Annotated in this window: 15 protein-coding genes and 1 pseudogene; 10 read left to right on the top strand and 6 right to left on the bottom strand. The window is 74.2% G+C overall.

Going from position 1 to position 15,675, the window contains the following annotated elements:
- The 4 genes from O7612_RS11195 to O7612_RS11180 all read left to right on the top strand — a co-directional run bounded on the left by O7612_RS11195 (position 1) and on the right by O7612_RS11180 (position 2,514).
- A complete protein-coding gene (locus O7612_RS11195) occupies positions 1-984 on the top strand; it encodes a YihY/virulence factor BrkB family protein (RefSeq protein ID WP_282272831.1) in 984 nt (327 codons plus the stop codon).
- 65 nt (positions 985-1,049) lie between these two features.
- A complete protein-coding gene (locus tag O7612_RS11190; RefSeq protein ID WP_282272829.1) occupies positions 1,050-1,466 on the top strand; it encodes a DUF2795 domain-containing protein in 417 nt (138 codons plus the stop codon).
- 52 nt (positions 1,467-1,518) lie between these two features.
- Entirely contained in the window at positions 1,519-1,980 is a 462-nt protein-coding gene (locus tag O7612_RS11185) for an SRPBCC family protein (protein WP_067313987.1), read from the top strand.
- Positions 1,981-2,250: 270 nt separating this feature from the next.
- A complete protein-coding gene (locus tag O7612_RS11180) occupies positions 2,251-2,514 on the top strand; it encodes a hypothetical protein (RefSeq protein WP_282272827.1) in 264 nt (87 codons plus the stop codon).
- Positions 2,515-2,697: 183 nt separating this feature from the next.
- Here the strand turns inward: O7612_RS11180 and O7612_RS11175 are convergent, their stop codons facing one another.
- A complete protein-coding gene (locus tag O7612_RS11175; protein ID WP_282272825.1) occupies positions 2,698-3,924 on the bottom strand; it encodes an MFS transporter in 1,227 nt (408 codons plus the stop codon).
- 161 nt (positions 3,925-4,085) lie between these two features.
- On the opposite strand from O7612_RS11175, the gene O7612_RS11170 reads away from it, so the two are divergent.
- On the top strand, positions 4,086-4,298 hold the full coding sequence (locus tag O7612_RS11170) for a hypothetical protein (RefSeq protein ID WP_282272823.1): 213 nt from the start codon (positions 4,086-4,088) through the stop codon (positions 4,296-4,298).
- An 18-nt stretch (positions 4,299-4,316) separates the two neighbouring features.
- Here the strand turns inward: O7612_RS11170 and O7612_RS11165 are convergent, their stop codons facing one another.
- A complete protein-coding gene (locus tag O7612_RS11165) occupies positions 4,317-5,150 on the bottom strand; it encodes a hypothetical protein (RefSeq protein ID WP_282272821.1) in 834 nt (277 codons plus the stop codon).
- A gap of 171 nt (positions 5,151-5,321) precedes the next feature.
- On the opposite strand from O7612_RS11165, the gene O7612_RS11160 reads away from it, so the two are divergent.
- Complete coding sequence (locus O7612_RS11160; protein WP_282272819.1) at positions 5,322-6,251, top strand: hypothetical protein; 930 nt, start codon at positions 5,322-5,324, stop codon at positions 6,249-6,251.
- Between the two features lie 280 nt (positions 6,252-6,531).
- Positions 6,532-6,897, top strand: coding sequence for a DUF6401 family natural product biosynthesis protein (locus O7612_RS11155; protein WP_282272817.1), 366 nt, complete (start codon positions 6,532-6,534; stop codon positions 6,895-6,897).
- Between the two features lie 78 nt (positions 6,898-6,975).
- Here the strand turns inward: O7612_RS11155 and O7612_RS11150 are convergent, their stop codons facing one another.
- A complete protein-coding gene (locus O7612_RS11150) occupies positions 6,976-7,851 on the bottom strand; it encodes a hypothetical protein (RefSeq protein WP_282272815.1) in 876 nt (291 codons plus the stop codon).
- Positions 7,852-8,051: 200 nt separating this feature from the next.
- Here O7612_RS11150 and O7612_RS11145 point away from each other — a divergent pair, with 200 nt between their 5' ends.
- Both O7612_RS11145 and O7612_RS11140 read left to right on the top strand, forming a co-directional pair.
- Positions 8,052-10,172 carry a SpoIIE family protein phosphatase gene (locus tag O7612_RS11145; RefSeq protein WP_282272813.1) on the top strand — a complete coding sequence of 707 codons (2,121 nt, stop codon included), beginning with the start codon at positions 8,052-8,054 and terminating at the stop codon, positions 10,170-10,172.
- 281 nt (positions 10,173-10,453) lie between these two features.
- Positions 10,454-11,749, top strand: coding sequence for a cation:proton antiporter (locus O7612_RS11140; RefSeq protein ID WP_282272811.1), 1,296 nt, complete (start codon positions 10,454-10,456; stop codon positions 11,747-11,749).
- Positions 11,750-11,820: 71 nt separating this feature from the next.
- Here O7612_RS11140 and O7612_RS11135 read toward each other — a convergent pair whose 3' ends face one another.
- Entirely contained in the window at positions 11,821-12,768 is a 948-nt protein-coding gene (locus tag O7612_RS11135) for an FAD-dependent oxidoreductase (protein WP_282273882.1), read from the bottom strand.
- Between the two features lie 93 nt (positions 12,769-12,861).
- On the opposite strand from O7612_RS11135, the gene O7612_RS11130 reads away from it, so the two are divergent.
- Complete coding sequence (locus tag O7612_RS11130; RefSeq protein ID WP_067308794.1) at positions 12,862-13,077, top strand: DUF3072 domain-containing protein; 216 nt, start codon at positions 12,862-12,864, stop codon at positions 13,075-13,077.
- A gap of 2 nt (positions 13,078-13,079) precedes the next feature.
- On the opposite strand, the gene O7612_RS11125 is transcribed toward O7612_RS11130, so the two are convergent.
- Positions 13,080-13,580 carry a metallophosphoesterase gene (locus O7612_RS11125; protein ID WP_282272808.1) on the bottom strand — a complete coding sequence of 167 codons (501 nt, stop codon included), beginning with the start codon at positions 13,578-13,580 and terminating at the stop codon, positions 13,080-13,082.
- A gap of 242 nt (positions 13,581-13,822) precedes the next feature.
- Positions 13,823-15,586 (bottom strand): annotated as a pseudogene (locus O7612_RS11120) (glycoside hydrolase family 15 protein); the annotation flags it as partial.
- Between the last annotated feature and the right edge of the window lie 89 nt (positions 15,587-15,675).

The raw sequence follows: 15,675 nt of genomic DNA, 5'->3' as shown, positions 1-15,675 counted from the left end.
ATGGCAGCGACGACGGAGCCGACCACGGTCGCCGGTGACGGGCCGGGGGTACCGATGCCCCGCCGGGTGCGTCAGTTGAGCTGGTCCACCTGGCGGGGCGTGCTGGTCCGCAGTGGGCAGGGTTTCGTGAGGGACAACTGCGCCGACTGGGCGGCGGCGCTGACCTACTACGGGGTGCTCGCCCTGTTCCCGTCCACCGTCGTGGTGGTGGCCCTGGTCGGGCTGGTGTCCGACGGTGAACGGACCGTGGACACGGTGCTGGACCTGGCCCGCGACATCGGGGCCGGCTCGGTGGTCGGCAACGAGGGTTTCGTCTCGGTGGTGCGCACGGTGGTCGAGCAGCAGAGCGGGACGAAGGTGCTGCTCAGCTTCGGCTTGGCGGGCGCGTTGTGGTCGGCGTCCGGGTTCATCGGCGCGTTCACCCGGGCCTCCAACGCGATCTACGGGGTCGCGGAGGGCCGCCCGTTCTACCGGCTGCGCCCGTTGCAGATCGGCCTGGCCGCGCTGTCGCTGGTGCTGCTGGCGGTGGTGGCGGTGGGCCTGATCGTCAGCGGCCCGGTTGCCGACGCGGTGGGTGACCTGGTGGGTGCCGGTGGGCTGGCCCGGACGATGTGGAGCGTCGCGAAGTGGCCGGTGCTGGCCCTGGTGATGATGACCCTGCTGTCGCTGATGTTCTGGATCGCGCCGAACGTCCGGCAGCCCCGGTTCCGCTGGCTCACCCCGGGCGGGGCGGTGGCCCTGTTCTCCTGGATCGTCGTCTCCTTCGGCTTCGGCCTCTACGTGGCCAACTTCGGCTCGTACGACGTCACCTACGGCAGCCTGGGCGCGGTGATCGCCTTCCTGGTGTGGTTGTACCTGTCCAACTCGGCGCTGATGTTCGGGGTGCAGATCAACGCCGAGTTGCAGCGGGGACGGCAGCTCCAGGCGGGCCGGGAGGATCCGGGCGAGCCGGTGCTGCCGCCGAAGTCCACCGCCGCTTCGTGACCGGTTGCCGGGTCCGCTGTCCGGTTCGGCGTTTCCCCGGCACGGCTGCGGGTAGCACACCAGACATGGACCGTGGCAGCAGCAAGCACGCACCGAGGGTCGACGACCAGATGGGCCAGGAGGTCAGCGGCCTCGTCCAGGGGCCGGGCACCGGGGGCTCGCGGGTCGAGGAGTTCCGGGAGGCGGAGCCGGCCGGCGAGGACCAGCCGGGTGCCACCACGGCCCCGGCGGGCGACCTGCGGACCGGCACCCCGCAGGGGATGACCTCGGAGGACGTGGAGGCACGCAGCCGGTTGGGCCGGTTCATCACGATGGCGGCCCTGCCCGGCGACCGACTGGCCCTGATCGCCAACGCCCGGGAGAACGACGCCCCGGACGACCTCGTGGCCGCCCTCGAACGCCTGCCGGAGGGCACCCGGTACCAGACGATTTCCGAGGTGTGGGCCGCACTCGGGCACCGCAACGAGACGACGCGCTGGTGACCGGATCGGCCCACGATCCGGACCACCACCAGCGGGCAGAGGAGGATGTGACATGAGCGGCGTTATCGAGCACGTGGACGTGTCCGTACCGGTACGGACGGCATACGACCAGTGGACCCAGTTCGAGGAGTTCCCGCACTTCATGGAGGGGGTCCAGGAGGTCCGGCAGTTGTCGGAGACGATGACCCACTGGACGGTGGAGATCGCCGGGGTCAAGCGCGAGTTCGACGCCGAGATCACCGAGCAGCTGCCCGACGAGCGGGTGGCCTGGAAGTCGACCGGCGGCACCCAGCAGGCCGGCGTGGTGACGTTCCACCGCCTCGACGAGAGCAACACCCGGGTGACCCTCCAGATGGACTTCGAGCCGCACGGCGTGGTCGAGCAGGCCGGCGACAAGCTGGGCGTGGTCGACCGGCGGGCCAAGGGCGACCTGGAGCGGTTCAAGCAGTTCATCGAGCGTCGCGGTCAGGAGACCGGGGCGTGGCGCGGGTCGGTGGACCGCCCGCAGCCCTGATCCCCACCCCGCACACCGACCCCGGATCCCACCGGATCCCGGAGATCCACCGACGGCCGCCGGCCCCCCGGCGGCCGTCAGCGTTTCCCGTGGCCACCAGCGTCACCGGCGGCGGTCAACGGTCCCGACGGCCGCGAACGGTCCCGGCGGCCGGCCGTCAACGGTCCCGGCGGCCGTCAACGGTCCCGACGCGGTGGCGCGGTCCCGGATTCGGTGGCCCCTCTCGCGGACCGGCCGTTTGCGATCATCGGGGCGGGGTACCGCGATGACATGACGGACGACGACGGCAGGGTCTGGCGGGACGAGCAGAAGACGCCGCTGGAGGAGCTGGACCGGGCGATCGCGCGGTCCACCATCGACGGGCAGGCCGACGACGCGACCGGCAACGACGCGGGCGAGGAGGCCGCCTTCGGGCACGGTCCCGAGCCGGTGGACCGGGGAGCCGGCCCGGCGGCCGAACGACGGGAGATGACCGACACCGAGCGCGCCTACCGCCCCTCCACGACCGGACGGACCGGCCCCGACACGATGTGACCCCGGCGTCGCGTCCCGACCGCCGCCGGACCCCGCCGGCCGGCGCACCCCGGATCAGCCGGTGGACGACGGAACGCCGTGGCGGATCGGCGGTTGTCGGGCCGAGCGCAGCGGAGCGGCGGTTGTCGGGCCGGCGCAGCGGAGCGGGCGACGGGACAGCGGGCGGGTCAGACCTCTGGCGGGTCAGGGCGGGAGCGACGGGACGGCGCGGCGGTTGGCCGCCGCGTGCGCCGCCAGCAGCGCCACCGCCAGGACCGTCAGCGCCGGCCCGAGCAGCCGCGCCGAGGTGACGCCGAGCAGCACCCCGATCCCCGCCGGGATGAGCGCCGCTCCGAGCCCGGCGGCGCCGATCTGCACGCCGATCACCCGGTCCGCGTGCTCCCGGCCGACCCGCTCGGCGGTACTGAGGGTGAGCAGCGGGAACACCGGCGCGGCGGCGAAGCCGAGGACCAGCAGGCCGGCCACCGTCACCGCGCCCGGGGCGGGCAGCGCGATCAGCGCCGCCCCGGCCGCCATCCCCAGCAGGCTGCCCCGCAGCACCCGCGCGGTGCCGAGCCGCTCGGCGACCAGCCCCTGCACCACCCGGCCCACGAACAGGCTGCCCCAGTAGCCGGAGACGCACACCCCGGCGGTCACGTCGGGCAGCCCTCGCCCCTCGGTGAGCAGCAGGAACGAGTAGAGCCCGGCGGACACCTCGATCGACACGTAGACGGCGAAGGCGAGCGCGCCGAACCACACGGCGGGCAGCCGCAGCGTCTCCCGGATCCGGACCCCGGCCTGCGCCGGGTCTCCCGGCCGCGCGGTGGGGTCGTCGTCCCCGGCGGCGACCGACGCCGCCGACCCGCCGGTACGGTCCCGCCAGGCGCGGACGGTGAGCGCGAACGCGGTGGCCAGGGCGAGCTGGGTGACGGCGGTGACCGCGTACGCCCAGCGCCAGCCCGCGCCGGTGGTCAGCATCGCGGTCATCACCAGCGGACCGATCGCCACGCCGAGGCCGAAGAAGGCGTGGATCCAGTTCATGTGCCGGGGGCCGAACGCGCCGGCGGCGTAGGCGTTGAGCCCGGAGTCGACCGCCCCGGAGCCGAGGCCGAGCACCAGCGCGCAGCAGATCAGCACGGTCAGGGTCGGCGCGGTGGCGTACCCGGTCAGGGCCAGGCTGGCCAGCAGGGTGCTGCCGGCGAGCAGCCGGCCCACGCCGAGCCGGGCGAGGGTGAACCCGGCGAGCACGCTGGAGGTGAGGTAGCCGATCGTGCCGGCGGTGAGGATCAGTCCGACCGCTCCGGTCGGCACGCCGAGTTCGGCGCTGATCGAGGGCCAACCGACGCCGAGCAGGCCGTCGGGCAGGCCGAGGCTGACGAAGGCGAGGTAGGCGAGCACGAGCAGCGAGGTGCGGGGCGGGGCGACGGCCACAACAGCTCATCCTGCCGCATCATCGCTAACAGGTCGAGGTGACGATCGCCTCCCCCGAACCGGCAGACCGGGACGCCCTGACGGGCGGGAATCCGGACAGGTCGTCCAGAATCCACCGTTCGGCTGACCGCAATCCGAGGCGGTCGCGCAAGACTTTCGGGATGCAACAGGGCTCCGGTTTCCTCACCCCTCGTCAGCGCCGACTGGCTTGGCTCGGCTTCCTGCTCGCCGCCGTCCAGGCTCCGGTCGCCGCCAGGTTCGCCACCGACGACTCGTGGTTGTTCAGCCTCTGCGTCGCGCTCATGGTGGCCACCGTGATCATCGCCGACGACGCCGGCCGTCGCCGCCCGGCCGACGCCACCTCCGCGGACTGACCCGTCCGGCCCCACCTGTCACGGGGTCGGGCCGGGGAACTCCCGCTGCGGGCAACCGAGCGGTCGGGCCGGATCGACCCGGTGCAGGGCGTACCCGGTGCCCTGGGTCGGCACGTGGGTGCTCGGCGACCGGTCGCCGATCTGGACCAGGGCGTGCCACCCGGTGCGTTGCGCCGTATAGAGCGTGCAGCCGTCGAGGACCTGGGTGTGCTGCCGGGCCGCGACGGTGGCCCGGCTCTGGACGAAGGTCGCCGGATCGGCCGGGTCGCTCTCCGCCAGCAGCAGCGAGGACGCGGCGGTCGTGGTGTTGGCCCAGAAGGACTCCCCCGCCGTCAGGTAGAGGTCGGCGACGGTCACCACCTCCTGGTCGACCAGGCTGGAGAAGGCCAGGTCGGGGTCGGCGGCTCCGGTGGTGCCGGAGTGGGTCACCGGCGGCAGGGTGAGCGTCACGGTGTCGGTGCGCTGCTGCACCCAGTACGGGCCGGGCGCGTACGCGCTGACCGAGGCGGTGTATCCGCCGAGCGGCCGGTGCCCGGCGGTGGAGTCGACCACCACGAAGTCGGTCCGCCCGAGGCCGTACCAGCTCGTGGCCAGGGTGACGCCGTCGGCGTCCCGCAGGGTCAGGTCCCAGTCGGCGGTCGCGGCGGGCTGCACGGCGACCACGGACCAGCGCCGTTGGTAGGTGCGGTAGGTGTAGTCCTGCGCGGTGCGGGCGATGAGCACCTCGCCGTCGCCGAGCGCGGTGCCGGCGACCGCCGACCCGGCGTGCGGCAGCGGCGCGGCGAGCGCCACCACGATGGTGCCGGCGAGGCGCACGCCCCACCACCGGCGGACCGTACGAGACATTGCCATCGGCGGGATTCCTTCCGGGCGGGACCTGGACTGTAGCGACGACGGGCCGCCCCGGGGACGGTCGCGCACTGTCGGATATCGGCCCCGCCACGCCGGCCGTGCCTGTGCGACCTTGTCGTCATGCCGTCCGGATCTCCGCACCGCCGGCCCGACCGTCGAGGAGCGCCCACCATGACCAGACGACCGACGGTGTGGCTGTGGTTGCCGGTCCTGCTGGCGGCCGTGCTGTCCGCCCCGGTGCCGGCCTCGGCCGCCCCGCCCGGCGGTGAACACGACGCCCGGGACCGGGCGGTCACCCGCAGCGCCGCGCAGCAGGCGTCCTGGTCCACCGGCCCGGTCGCCGCCGGTGCCACCCAGGGCTGGGTGTGGAACAACGCCAACCCGCTCGACGCCGCCTACCAGGTGGGTTTCTCCCCGACCGGGGCCAACTCCGCAGCCCCGTGCGCGTTCGAGGTGACCCGGAGCTGGTACTCCCGGCAGCCCGGCGGCGAGCGGCGCTTCCACTTCGTGGTCCGCAACAGCGGCACGCTAAGCTGCGCGGCCACCGTCCTGCTGTCCTGGCGCACGCCCACCCACACCTGGTCGACCGGCACGTTGACGCCCGGGGCCAGCGGCAACTACGGCTGGGTGGAGCAGATCGCCCCGACGGTGTCGTACCTGCTGGGGCTCACCCCGACCGGGGCGACCGCGACGGCCCCCTGCCAGCTCGAGGTCACCCGCAGCTGGTACCGGCAGGAAACGGACGGGGTACGGAAGTTCTACTTCGTGCTCCGCAACATCGGCACGATCGCCTGCTCCGGGCAGTTCCAGCTCGCCCAGACCGGCCCGTCGGCCTCGTGGTCGACCGGCACCCTGGCCGTCGGCGCCTCGGCGAGCTGGACCTGGAACAACGCCAACCCGCTGAGCGCGGTCTACCTGCCCGGGCTGTCCCCGACGGGTGCCGGTGGCGGCACCGCCTGTCAGCTGGAGGTGACCCGGAGCCAGTACGTCCAACGGGTCGACCCGGACGGCACCACCCAGCGGCAGTACCTCCTGACCGTCGGCAACGTCGGGCAACTGCCCTGCACCGGCACCGTCCTGCTCGGGTCGCTGACCCCCTGAGAGCGGCCGGCACCCGGTCCCCCGCCGGCCCGGCCGGGCGGGACGTCCGGGGCGGCCCCGGATCCGCCCCCGGGGTCGTCGTCCGGTCGACGCCCGGATGGCGTGGCCGTCCCGATGCTGCCCGCCCCGGCGGCGGAGGCGACCGGTGCGCACGGTTTCCGCTCTGTCCGCCGGGGACCGGGTCGGTCCCCGTGGGGGAGGCCGGTCGGCCGGAGGGGGCGTCGGTACCGGCCGGGCGACCGACTCCGTGCCGGTTACCCGGTGGTTAACCTCGGTCCCCATGCGAGTGCCGTACCCCCAGGTCGCGACCCGGACCGCCGTGAGCGCGGCGCGCTCCCGGCTGGCCCTGCTCACCGCCTCGGTCGGTGCTCCCGGCCTCGCCGCCGCAGCAGCCCGGCCCGGCCTGCTCGCGCTGGTCGACCAGCACGCCGCGGCGGTCCGGGACAGCCTCGACGGTGACCGCCGGCCGCTGACCGTGGCGGCCCTGGCCGGCTACGCCGAAGGGCTCCACGACACCGCCCGCGCCCACGGCCTGCTCCCCGACGGCGCGGCCGACTTCACCGCCCCGGACTGGGCGCTGACCCGCCTGGTCGCGGTCTGCCTGCTGGCCCGCACCCTCGATCCCCGGCACCTCGAACCGGCCTGACGACCCCGGCCCGTCGCCCTCGGGACGGCACGGGAGGGCGTCCGCACCGCGGACACCCTCCCGGTGGTACGCCGGGACTCAGCTACCCGGTCGACCGAACTGCTGGGTCTCGTCACCCGGGGCACCCGACTGGTAGGTGCCCCGACCACCGGCCATCGTCCGGGCCTCCTCGACGCGCGGCGTGCCCTGCGTCCGCTCGCCGGCCCGGTCGGCCATCTGCCGGTTCATGTCGCCCTGCCCGGCCGTGCGGGCCCGCCGGTGCTCCTGGACAGCCCGCGACTCCTCGGCCGCCCGGTCGAGCCAGCCGTCCCAGCGGGACTGCATCGGCTTGACCAGACCACCACCGACACCGACGATCAGGATGCCGGCCACGGTGGCGAGCACCGCGATCAGGACCGGCGTGGTGACCGTGGTGGCGATGCCGACCTGGTTCAGCGCGGCGATCACCCCGAGGGCCAGGATGAAGACGGCCGTCAGGTCGGCCAGCACCTTGCCGTACGACAGGCCGCCGAGCGCCCCGGAGACCAGGTCCCGGACGGCGTTGGCGATCGCGGCGGCGACGACCACGATGACGATCGCGACGAACGCCCGCGGCAGCCAGGCCACCACCCCCCGGATGAGGTCGCTGATCGCGTTCGGTCCCCACACCCCGAAGGCGAACTGCAGGGTGAACAGCAGCACCGCGTAGTACGCGAGTCGCGCCAGGATGTCACTGGCGTCGTACCTGGTTCTCTCCAACGCGCGTCTGATCCCGCCCCGTTCGACCGCCCGGTCGAAGCCCACCCGTTCCAGCGCCGCGTCCACGATCTTGAGTACCGCGCGGGCGATGAGCCAGCCCACCACGAGGATGACGACGAACGCGATGGCCCTCGGTACGAACAGCAGCACCGACCGCCACATGTCGGTCAAGGCGCTACCGATGTCGACCTGCCTGACCGCAAGGGTTTCCGGCATGATGTCCCTCCTGTCCAATGGACTGCGCCGCCCGGTTACCCGTCCGTCGGAGCAGCACGCCGCAGAACCCGTACGGATTTTCCCGACATGCCGCACCAAATAGCTCGTGAACTGCACGAACGACTCCGGGCAGCGGCGTCGCCCGGGTCGCGCGGGGCACGATCGGTTCACCCCGGGACGGCTCCGGATAGGCTGCGGACATGCCAGGCACGGTCGGGCGGGCCCCGACGTCATCAGCCCCCGTACCGGGTTCCGCCGGGGTCTCACCGGAGGTGGCGGCCGTGCGGGCACACCCGTGGGCCGACACCCCGCTGGGTCCGCCCCAGGGCTGGGACGTGACGGTCCGCGGGCTGGTGGACGTGATCCTGTCCTCCCCCGTGCCGATGGCGCTGTACTACGGCGACGACCTCGTCCTGCTCTACAACCAGGCGTACGCGGAGGTGATCGGCGAGCGGCACCCCGGCGCGCTGGGCCGACCGGCCCCCGAGGTGTACGCCGACCTGTGGCACTCCCCCGGCGTCGGCGAGGTGATCGAACGGGCCTACCGGCACGGCGAGTCGTTCCTCCAGCGGGAATCGGTGCTCCCGGTCCACCAGCAGGCCACCGGCGACCACGCGGTCTTCACCCGGGGGCACTCCCCGGTACGCGACAGCACCGGCCGGATCGTCGGCGTGCTCACCGTCGCCGCCCAGACCAGCCAGCTCACCCAGCAGTTGCAGAGCCTGTCCGACTTCGCCGCGGCGCTGTCGGGCACCCTCACCCTGGACGACGTGGCCCGGGTGACGTTGCGCTACGCGCTGCACTCCTTCGACGCCGACCAGGTGTCCTTCGCGGTCGACGACGGCCCCGCCTGGCGGCTGGTCCGCCGGATCCGGGGCGAGCTGCTCGACGAGGCCGACGAGCGGCTGCCACCGCTGTGGCGACCCGTCCCGCCGGACACCACCTCGCCGGTGGTGGTCGGCGCCCGCAGCGGGGTGCCCTTCTTCGCCGGGGACGGCCAACCGCTGCGGGACACCGCGGTCGACCGGCACGACCAGAAGATCCGGTCGCTGGCCGCGCTGCCGCTGCGCTCGTCGGTGATCCGGGGCGGACTGGCCGTCGGCTACCAGGCCCCGCACGGCTGGTCGGCGGCGGAGCGGGCGCTGCTGGCCGCCTCGGCCGAGCTGATCGGCCAGGCGGCCGAGCGGGCCCGCCGGTTCGAGACCCAGCACGGCACGGCGCAGCTGTTGCAACGCAGCATGCTGCCGGAACAGCTACCGGCGCTGCCCCGGCTGCGGATCGCCGCCCGGTACGACCCGGGTGTCGACGGCAACGCCGCCGGTGGCGACTTCTACGACGCCTTCCTGCTGCCCTCCGGCGACCTGGGCGTGGTGCTCGGCGACGTCGCCGGGCACGACGTGCAGGCCGCGGCCCGGATGGGACAGGTGCGCGCGGCGCTGCGGGCGCTGGCGCTGACCGACCCCCGACCGGACGCGGTGCTGGCCGGGCTGGACCGGCTGGTGGCCAGCCTGGGCACCGAGACCGGCACCCACGAACTGTTCGTGACGGTGGCCTTCGGGGTGGTCGACGCCGACCGGGGTGAGATCACCCTGGCCAGCGCCGGGCACCCCCCGCCGTTGATCCGGCGCAGCGGGCCGGACGGCGTCGCCACCGCCACCTTCGTCGAGCTGCCGACCGGCGCACCGCTGGGCCTGGGCTGCCGGCCCCGCACCGCCACCGTGCCGTTCGTCCCCGGTGACACCCTGCTGCTCTACAGCGACGGGGTGGTCGAGCGGCGGCGGCAGAGCCTCACCGCCGGCATGGCCGGGCTGGTGGCGGCGGTCGCCGGCGCGACCAGCGGTGACCCCCGGGCGCTCTGCGCGGTCGCCACCGGCGCGGTGGGCGGCACCACCGAGGACGACGTGGCGGTGCTCGCGGTCGAACACGCGCTCCGGCCGAGCCGTTCCGCCGGGATGGAGATGCCGGCCGAACCGACCGCGCCGAGCCGGGTCCGGCACTGGATGACCGCGCAGCTCGCCGAGTGGCAGGTGCCCGAGGCGGTGATCGGCGCGGCGGTGCTGTGCACCAGCGAGCTGACCACCAACGCGCTGCTGCACGCCGGCACCGCCGCCCGGGTGGAGATCGACCTCAGCCCGGAACGGCTGCTGGTGTCGGTGGCCGACTCCGGCACCCGGGGCACCGTGACCCGGGCCCAGACCGACACGCTGAGCAGCCGGGGCCGGGGGCTCGGGCTGATCGAACAGCTCTCCGACGCCTGGGGCACCGACCCGACCGTACGCGGCTCGACGGTCTGGTTCGAGATCCTGCTGCCCCCGGCCTGATCGGGACTCCCCGCCGGCGCACCCGGTCGGCCCCCGGCTGCGGACCGATCCCTCGCCGGCGGCGTCGGCCGTCCCCGCCGGAGTCCGTACGAGGTCACGCTCGAACAATGGAGTAGTGGCCTCGCCACGGCCGTAGACCACTACAACCTGGAAGTAGCGCGATCTTGCCTGCCTGGGCAGCGGCTCGGGGACAAGCCGGACACCCAGGCTTAGCCCGGCCATCGACGGGGCACAGTCCCACCCCCGCCCACACCCGTGGCCGGGGGTGAGAGGTGGTCGGGGTGGAACTGGTCGATGTCGAGTTCGCGCTGGTGGGGGCGGGTGCCCTGCTGGCCGGGGTGCTCCCCCGACTGCTGGAGCGCCGCCCGCTGTCCATGCCGATAGCGTTCCTCGGCCTCGGGATGCTGGTCTTCGCCCTGCCCCTCGGCCTGCCCGCGCCGGACCCGCTGCGCTACCCGCAGGTCGCCACCCACCTGACCGAGATCGGCGTGATCGTGGCGCTGATGGGTGCCGGCTTGAAGATCGACCGACCGTTGAGCTGGAAACGCTGGTCGTCCACCTGGCGGTTGCTGGCCATCGCGATGCCGATCTGCATCGCGGCGGTGGCGCTGCTGGGCTGGTGGTGGGCGGGGCTGGTGCCGGCCGCCGCGCTGCTGCTCGGCGCGGCCCTCGCCCCGACCGACCCGGTGCTCGCCTCGGACGTCCAGGTGGGCGAACCCACCGACGCCGAGGACTCCGAGGACGAGGTGCGCTTCGCGCTGACCTCCGAAGCCGGCCTCAACGACGGCCTCGCCTTCCCGTTCGTCTACGCGGCCATCGCGATCGCCACCGCCGGGCTGGCCCCGGCCGGCTGGTTCGCCGAGTGGTTCACCGTCGACGTGCTCTACAAGCTGGCCGTCGGTGTCGGCGGCGGCCTGCTGATCGGTTGGCTGCTGGGCAAGCTCTTCTTCCGCGCTCCGAGCGAGTTGCGGCTGGCCCGGCACGCCGAGGGCTTCCTCGCGCTGGCCGCCACCTTCCTGGCGTACGGGCTGGTGGAGGTGGTCGGCGGGTACGGGTTCCTGGCCGTCTTCGTCGCCGCGCGGGCGATCCGGGCCGCCGAGCGGACCCACGAGTTCCACGCCGTGCTGCACGACTTCGCCGAGCAGACCGAACGCCTGCTGACCGTCCTGCTGCTGCTGCTCTTCGGCGGCGCGGTGATCACCGGCCTGCTCGCCCCGCTCACCTGGCAGGCGGCGGCGGTCGGGCTGGCCCTGGTCTTCGTCGTCCGGCCGCTGGTCGGTTGGCTGTCGCTCCGCGGCGCACCGGGTCGACCGGCCGAGCACTGGGTGATCGCGTCGTTCGGCATCCGGGGCGTCGGCTCGTTCTACTACCTGGCGTACGCCACCACCAAGGCGGACTTCGCCCAGGCGGACCTGATCTGGGCGACGGTCGGCCTGGTGGTGGTCGTCTCGGTGGTGGTGCACGGGATGGCCGCCACGCCGGTGATGCAGTTGCTGGACCGGGCCGGCGAGCGCACCGCCGACCCGTCCGAGCGGGATCGGCACGACGAGCCGGCACTGGACGGCGCCCGCGGCTGACCGGCCGGCTGAGCCGACCACCCAGGGTTGACCGGCCGGTTCAGCCGCCCGCCCGGGGCTGACCAGCCGGCTCAGCCGGTGGTGGCGAGTCGCCGGGCGAGTTCCCGGCCCAGGTCGCGGCCGGACCGCCAGGCGCTCTGCACCCGGGGCCGGCCGAAGGCGTCCCCGGCCAGTGCGACCCGGTCGTCGTCGAGGAAGAAGCCCTCGTCGGCGACCGGCTCGACCGGCCGGGCGTACGTCCACCGGTGGACGTGCACCTGCGCGGCCGGTTCCGGCAGGCCGAGCAGGTCGCGGACGGCCTGTTCGATCGCCGGCCCGGCGTCGCTGGGCTGGGCCAGGTGCCCGGCGGCGAACTCCGGCGTGGTGTGCGCAACCAGCACCGGGGCGGCGTCCCCACGCCGGTCGCCGTCGTCGCAGACCAGGGCGAGCACCGGATGGTCGTTGACGAAGGCGCCCCGGAAGTCGGCCCACCGCCGCGCCGGGAAGTGCAGCACCCCGGCGAGCACCGGTGACCACCGCTGCCGTACCGCGGCCCGGGTGACGCCGGTCAGCGCCGGGTCGACCAGCAGGGCGGCCTGCGGGCCGGGCATGCACAGCGCCACCGCGGCGGCGGGCCGACCGTCCACCACCGGCCCCGGCTCGACCGTCGACACCCACCGGTCGACGGTCACCGGCACCTCCCGGGCCAGCGCCTCGACCAGCGAACGCAGGCCGCGCGGGGCGGCCCAGCGGACCGGTCCGGGCACCTCCCGCCGGCCGTCCGGGCCGTACGCGACGAAGGTGTCGGTCCACTCCCGCACCAGCCCGGCGGCCTGCCAGCGCCGGACGACCTCGACGAAGTCCGGGTCGTCGGCGGTCAGGTACGCCGCCCCCAGGTCGGCCGGGCGACCGTCGAAGCGCTTGCTGGCCATCCGGCCCCCAACCACCCGGCCGCGTTCCCGGATCTCCACCGGTACGCCCGCCCGGACCAGCTCACCGGCACACGCCACGCCGGCGATGCCGGCACCCACCACGATCACATCCGAGTCCACCGGTCGATCGTATGCACCGGGAGCGGCATGACCGAGCGACCGGCGGGGTATTGGCACGGCTGTTCGAGGAGAGGTGACGTGATGACCGACCGCAACAGCCAGCAGCCCGACCCACGTGGGGCGATCAAGGACCCGGAGGAGTGGGTGACCGGCGACGAGCCGCCCACCGCCGCCCAGGAGTCGTACCTGCACACCCTCGCCCGGGAGGCCGGCGAGGAGGTGCCGGACGACCTGACCAAGGCGGAGGCGTCCCGGCGGATCGACGAGTTGCAGGAGGAGACCGGCCGGGGCCGGTGACCTCAGCGGGGTGGCAGGCGGTGCAGCACGACCCGGTCGAGCTGCCCCGCCGCCACCTCGGCGGTCAGGTACGTGGCGTGCGGCTGGGCCCGCCGGTCGGTGGGTGAGCCCGGGTTGAGCAGCCGCAGGCCGCCCGGGGCGACACTGTCCCACGGGATGTGCGAGTGACCGAAGACGAGCAGGTCCCGGTCGCGGAACCGGGCCGCGCAGCGCTGTTCCCGCCCGGTCTTCGGCCCGGTCTCGTGCACCACGGCCACCCGCAGCCCGGCCAGCTCCACCTCGGCCACCTCGGGCAGCCGGGCCCGCAGGTCGGGGCCGTCGTTGTTGCCGTACACGGCGACCAGTCGACGCGCCCGGTCGGCCAACCGGTCGAGCAGGGCCACGTCCACCCAGTCGCCGGCGTGCAGCACCACGTCGGCGGCGTCCACCGCCGCCCAGACCTGGTCCGGCAGGTCCCGGGCGCGACGGGGCAGGTGGGTGTCCGCGATCATGAGCAGCCGCATCGGGCGGGCCTTCCGGTGCCGGGGGCGGGGGCCGGGCGCGGCCGTCCGGCCCAGGCGCCCTGGCCCTGATTCTGCATCAGGTCGCCGTCCATGACCTCCGTGACCTCCGGTCGTCAGCGTGCCCCCTCCGTCGGTGCCGTGCCGGTCGGCACGGCGCGCGTCGACGTCGCCACGACGTCGGCCCCGGTCGCCACCAGGTGCGGCCGGTCCGCGGCCGAGACCTCGCGCCGCCGCTCGGCCACGTCGGTGAGCAATCCGGCCGCGTTGATCAGGCCGATGTGCGAGAAGGCCTGCGGGAAGTTGCCCACCTGCTCGCCGGTGTCCTGGTCGATCTGCTCGGCGTACAGGCCGAGGTCGTTGACCCGGCCGGCGAGCTGCTCGAACAGCCGGACGGCCCGCTCCTGCTCGCCGGCCAGGGCCAGGCAGCTGGTCAGCCAGAACGAGCAGATCAGGAAGCCGGCCGGGTCACCGTCGAAGCGGCGCAGCAGGCCGTTACGCGACAGCCGCCGCTCCACCACGTCGATGGTGGAACGCATCCGCGGGTCGTCCGCCGGCAGGAAACCGACCAGCGGCATGAGCAGCACCGAGGCGTCCAACCGGTCGGAGTCGAAGGCCCCGGTGTACGCGCCGAGCCGGTCGTTCCAGCCCCGCTCCAGCACCGCCGCGCGGACCTCGTCGCGGGCCCGCGCCCACCGCCGTACGTCGGCCGGCTCGCCCAGCCGGGTGCCGAAGCGCACCGCCCGGTCCAACGCCGTCCAGCACTGCACCTTCGACGACAGGTAGTGCCGTTCGGCGTCGCGGGTCTCCCACATCCCGGAGTCGGGCAGGTGCCAGCTGTGGGCCGCCTGGTCGGCCAGGGCGCACAGCAGGTGCCGCACGTCGGGCGACATCGGGTCCAGGTAGTGCCGCATCAGCCAGGCGGCGTCGAGGACCTCGCCGAGCACGTCGTTCTGCCGCTGTCGCCAGGCGTCGTTGCCGACGAGCACCGGCCGGCTGTCGGCGTACCCGCGCAGGTGGTCGAGGGGGTGCTCGGTGAGGTCCCGTTCGCCCTCGACGCCGTACATGATCGGCACCCGGCCGCCGTCGATCCGACCCATCGCCCGCGCCACCCAGGAGAACTGCCGGTCGGCCTCGTCGGGGCAGGCCGAGCGCCACAGCGCCTGGAGGGTGAGGCTGAAGTCGCGGACCCAGACGAACCGGTAGTCGTAGTTGCGGTCCGCACCCGGTCGCTCCGGCAGCGAGGTGGTCGCCGCCGCGACGACCGCGCCGCTGGGCTGGTAGGTCATGCCCTGCACCACCATCGCGCTGTGCCGCACCTGCTCGCGGTAGCGGCCCCGGTAGTCGTGCAGGTCGGCCCAGGAGCGCCAACCGGCCACCGCGTCGGCGACCGCCCGGTCGGCGTCGGGCAGAGCCGGATCGCGGCCGTCGTAGGTCGGGGCGTACCCGAGGGTGAACCGCAGGGTGTCCCCGGCCCGGACCGGCACCCGACCGGTCGCGTTGCCGTCGCGGCAGGCCAGCGGCACGTCGGAGCGCAGGCTGAGTCGGCACGCGCCGGCCACCGCGTCGATCAGCCCGGCCGACCGCTTCAGGTACGCGGTGACCCGGCCGTACTCGAATCGGGGTACGAACTCGACGCGCACCGGCACCACGCCGGACAGCCCCTCGACCACCCGGACGAGCGCCCGGGGCGAGCGCAGGCCGATGTCGTGCCCACGCGCGCCCGGCTCCAACGCCAGGGCGTCGGTGACCGCCACCGATCCGGTGCCGGTGTGGAAGACGGTCCGCAGCACCAGCGAGTCGTCCAGATAGGAGCGGGACACCCGGACGTCGTCGGCCTCGGGCGCGATCGACCAGTGACCGGCCCGGTCGTCGAGAATCCGCCCGAACACCGACGGGCTGTCGAACCGGGCGGGGCACCACCAGTTGACCGAGCCGTGCCGGTCCACCAGCGCCGCGCTGCGGCCGTCGGCCAGGAAGCCGTGCTCGCTGATCCGTCCGCTGTCCACGTGCCGGGTTACCCGGGCACCCGGTGCCACATGCCTCGGCCCCGACAGGTCCTCCCGGACCGGGTCGTCGGCGACCGGCCCGGGAGGCC

Source organism: Micromonospora sp. WMMD987, assembly GCF_029581435.1.
GTDB lineage: Bacteria > Actinomycetota > Actinomycetes > Mycobacteriales > Micromonosporaceae > Micromonospora > Micromonospora rifamycinica.
This window is presented reverse-complemented; position numbering and strand designations above follow the sequence as displayed.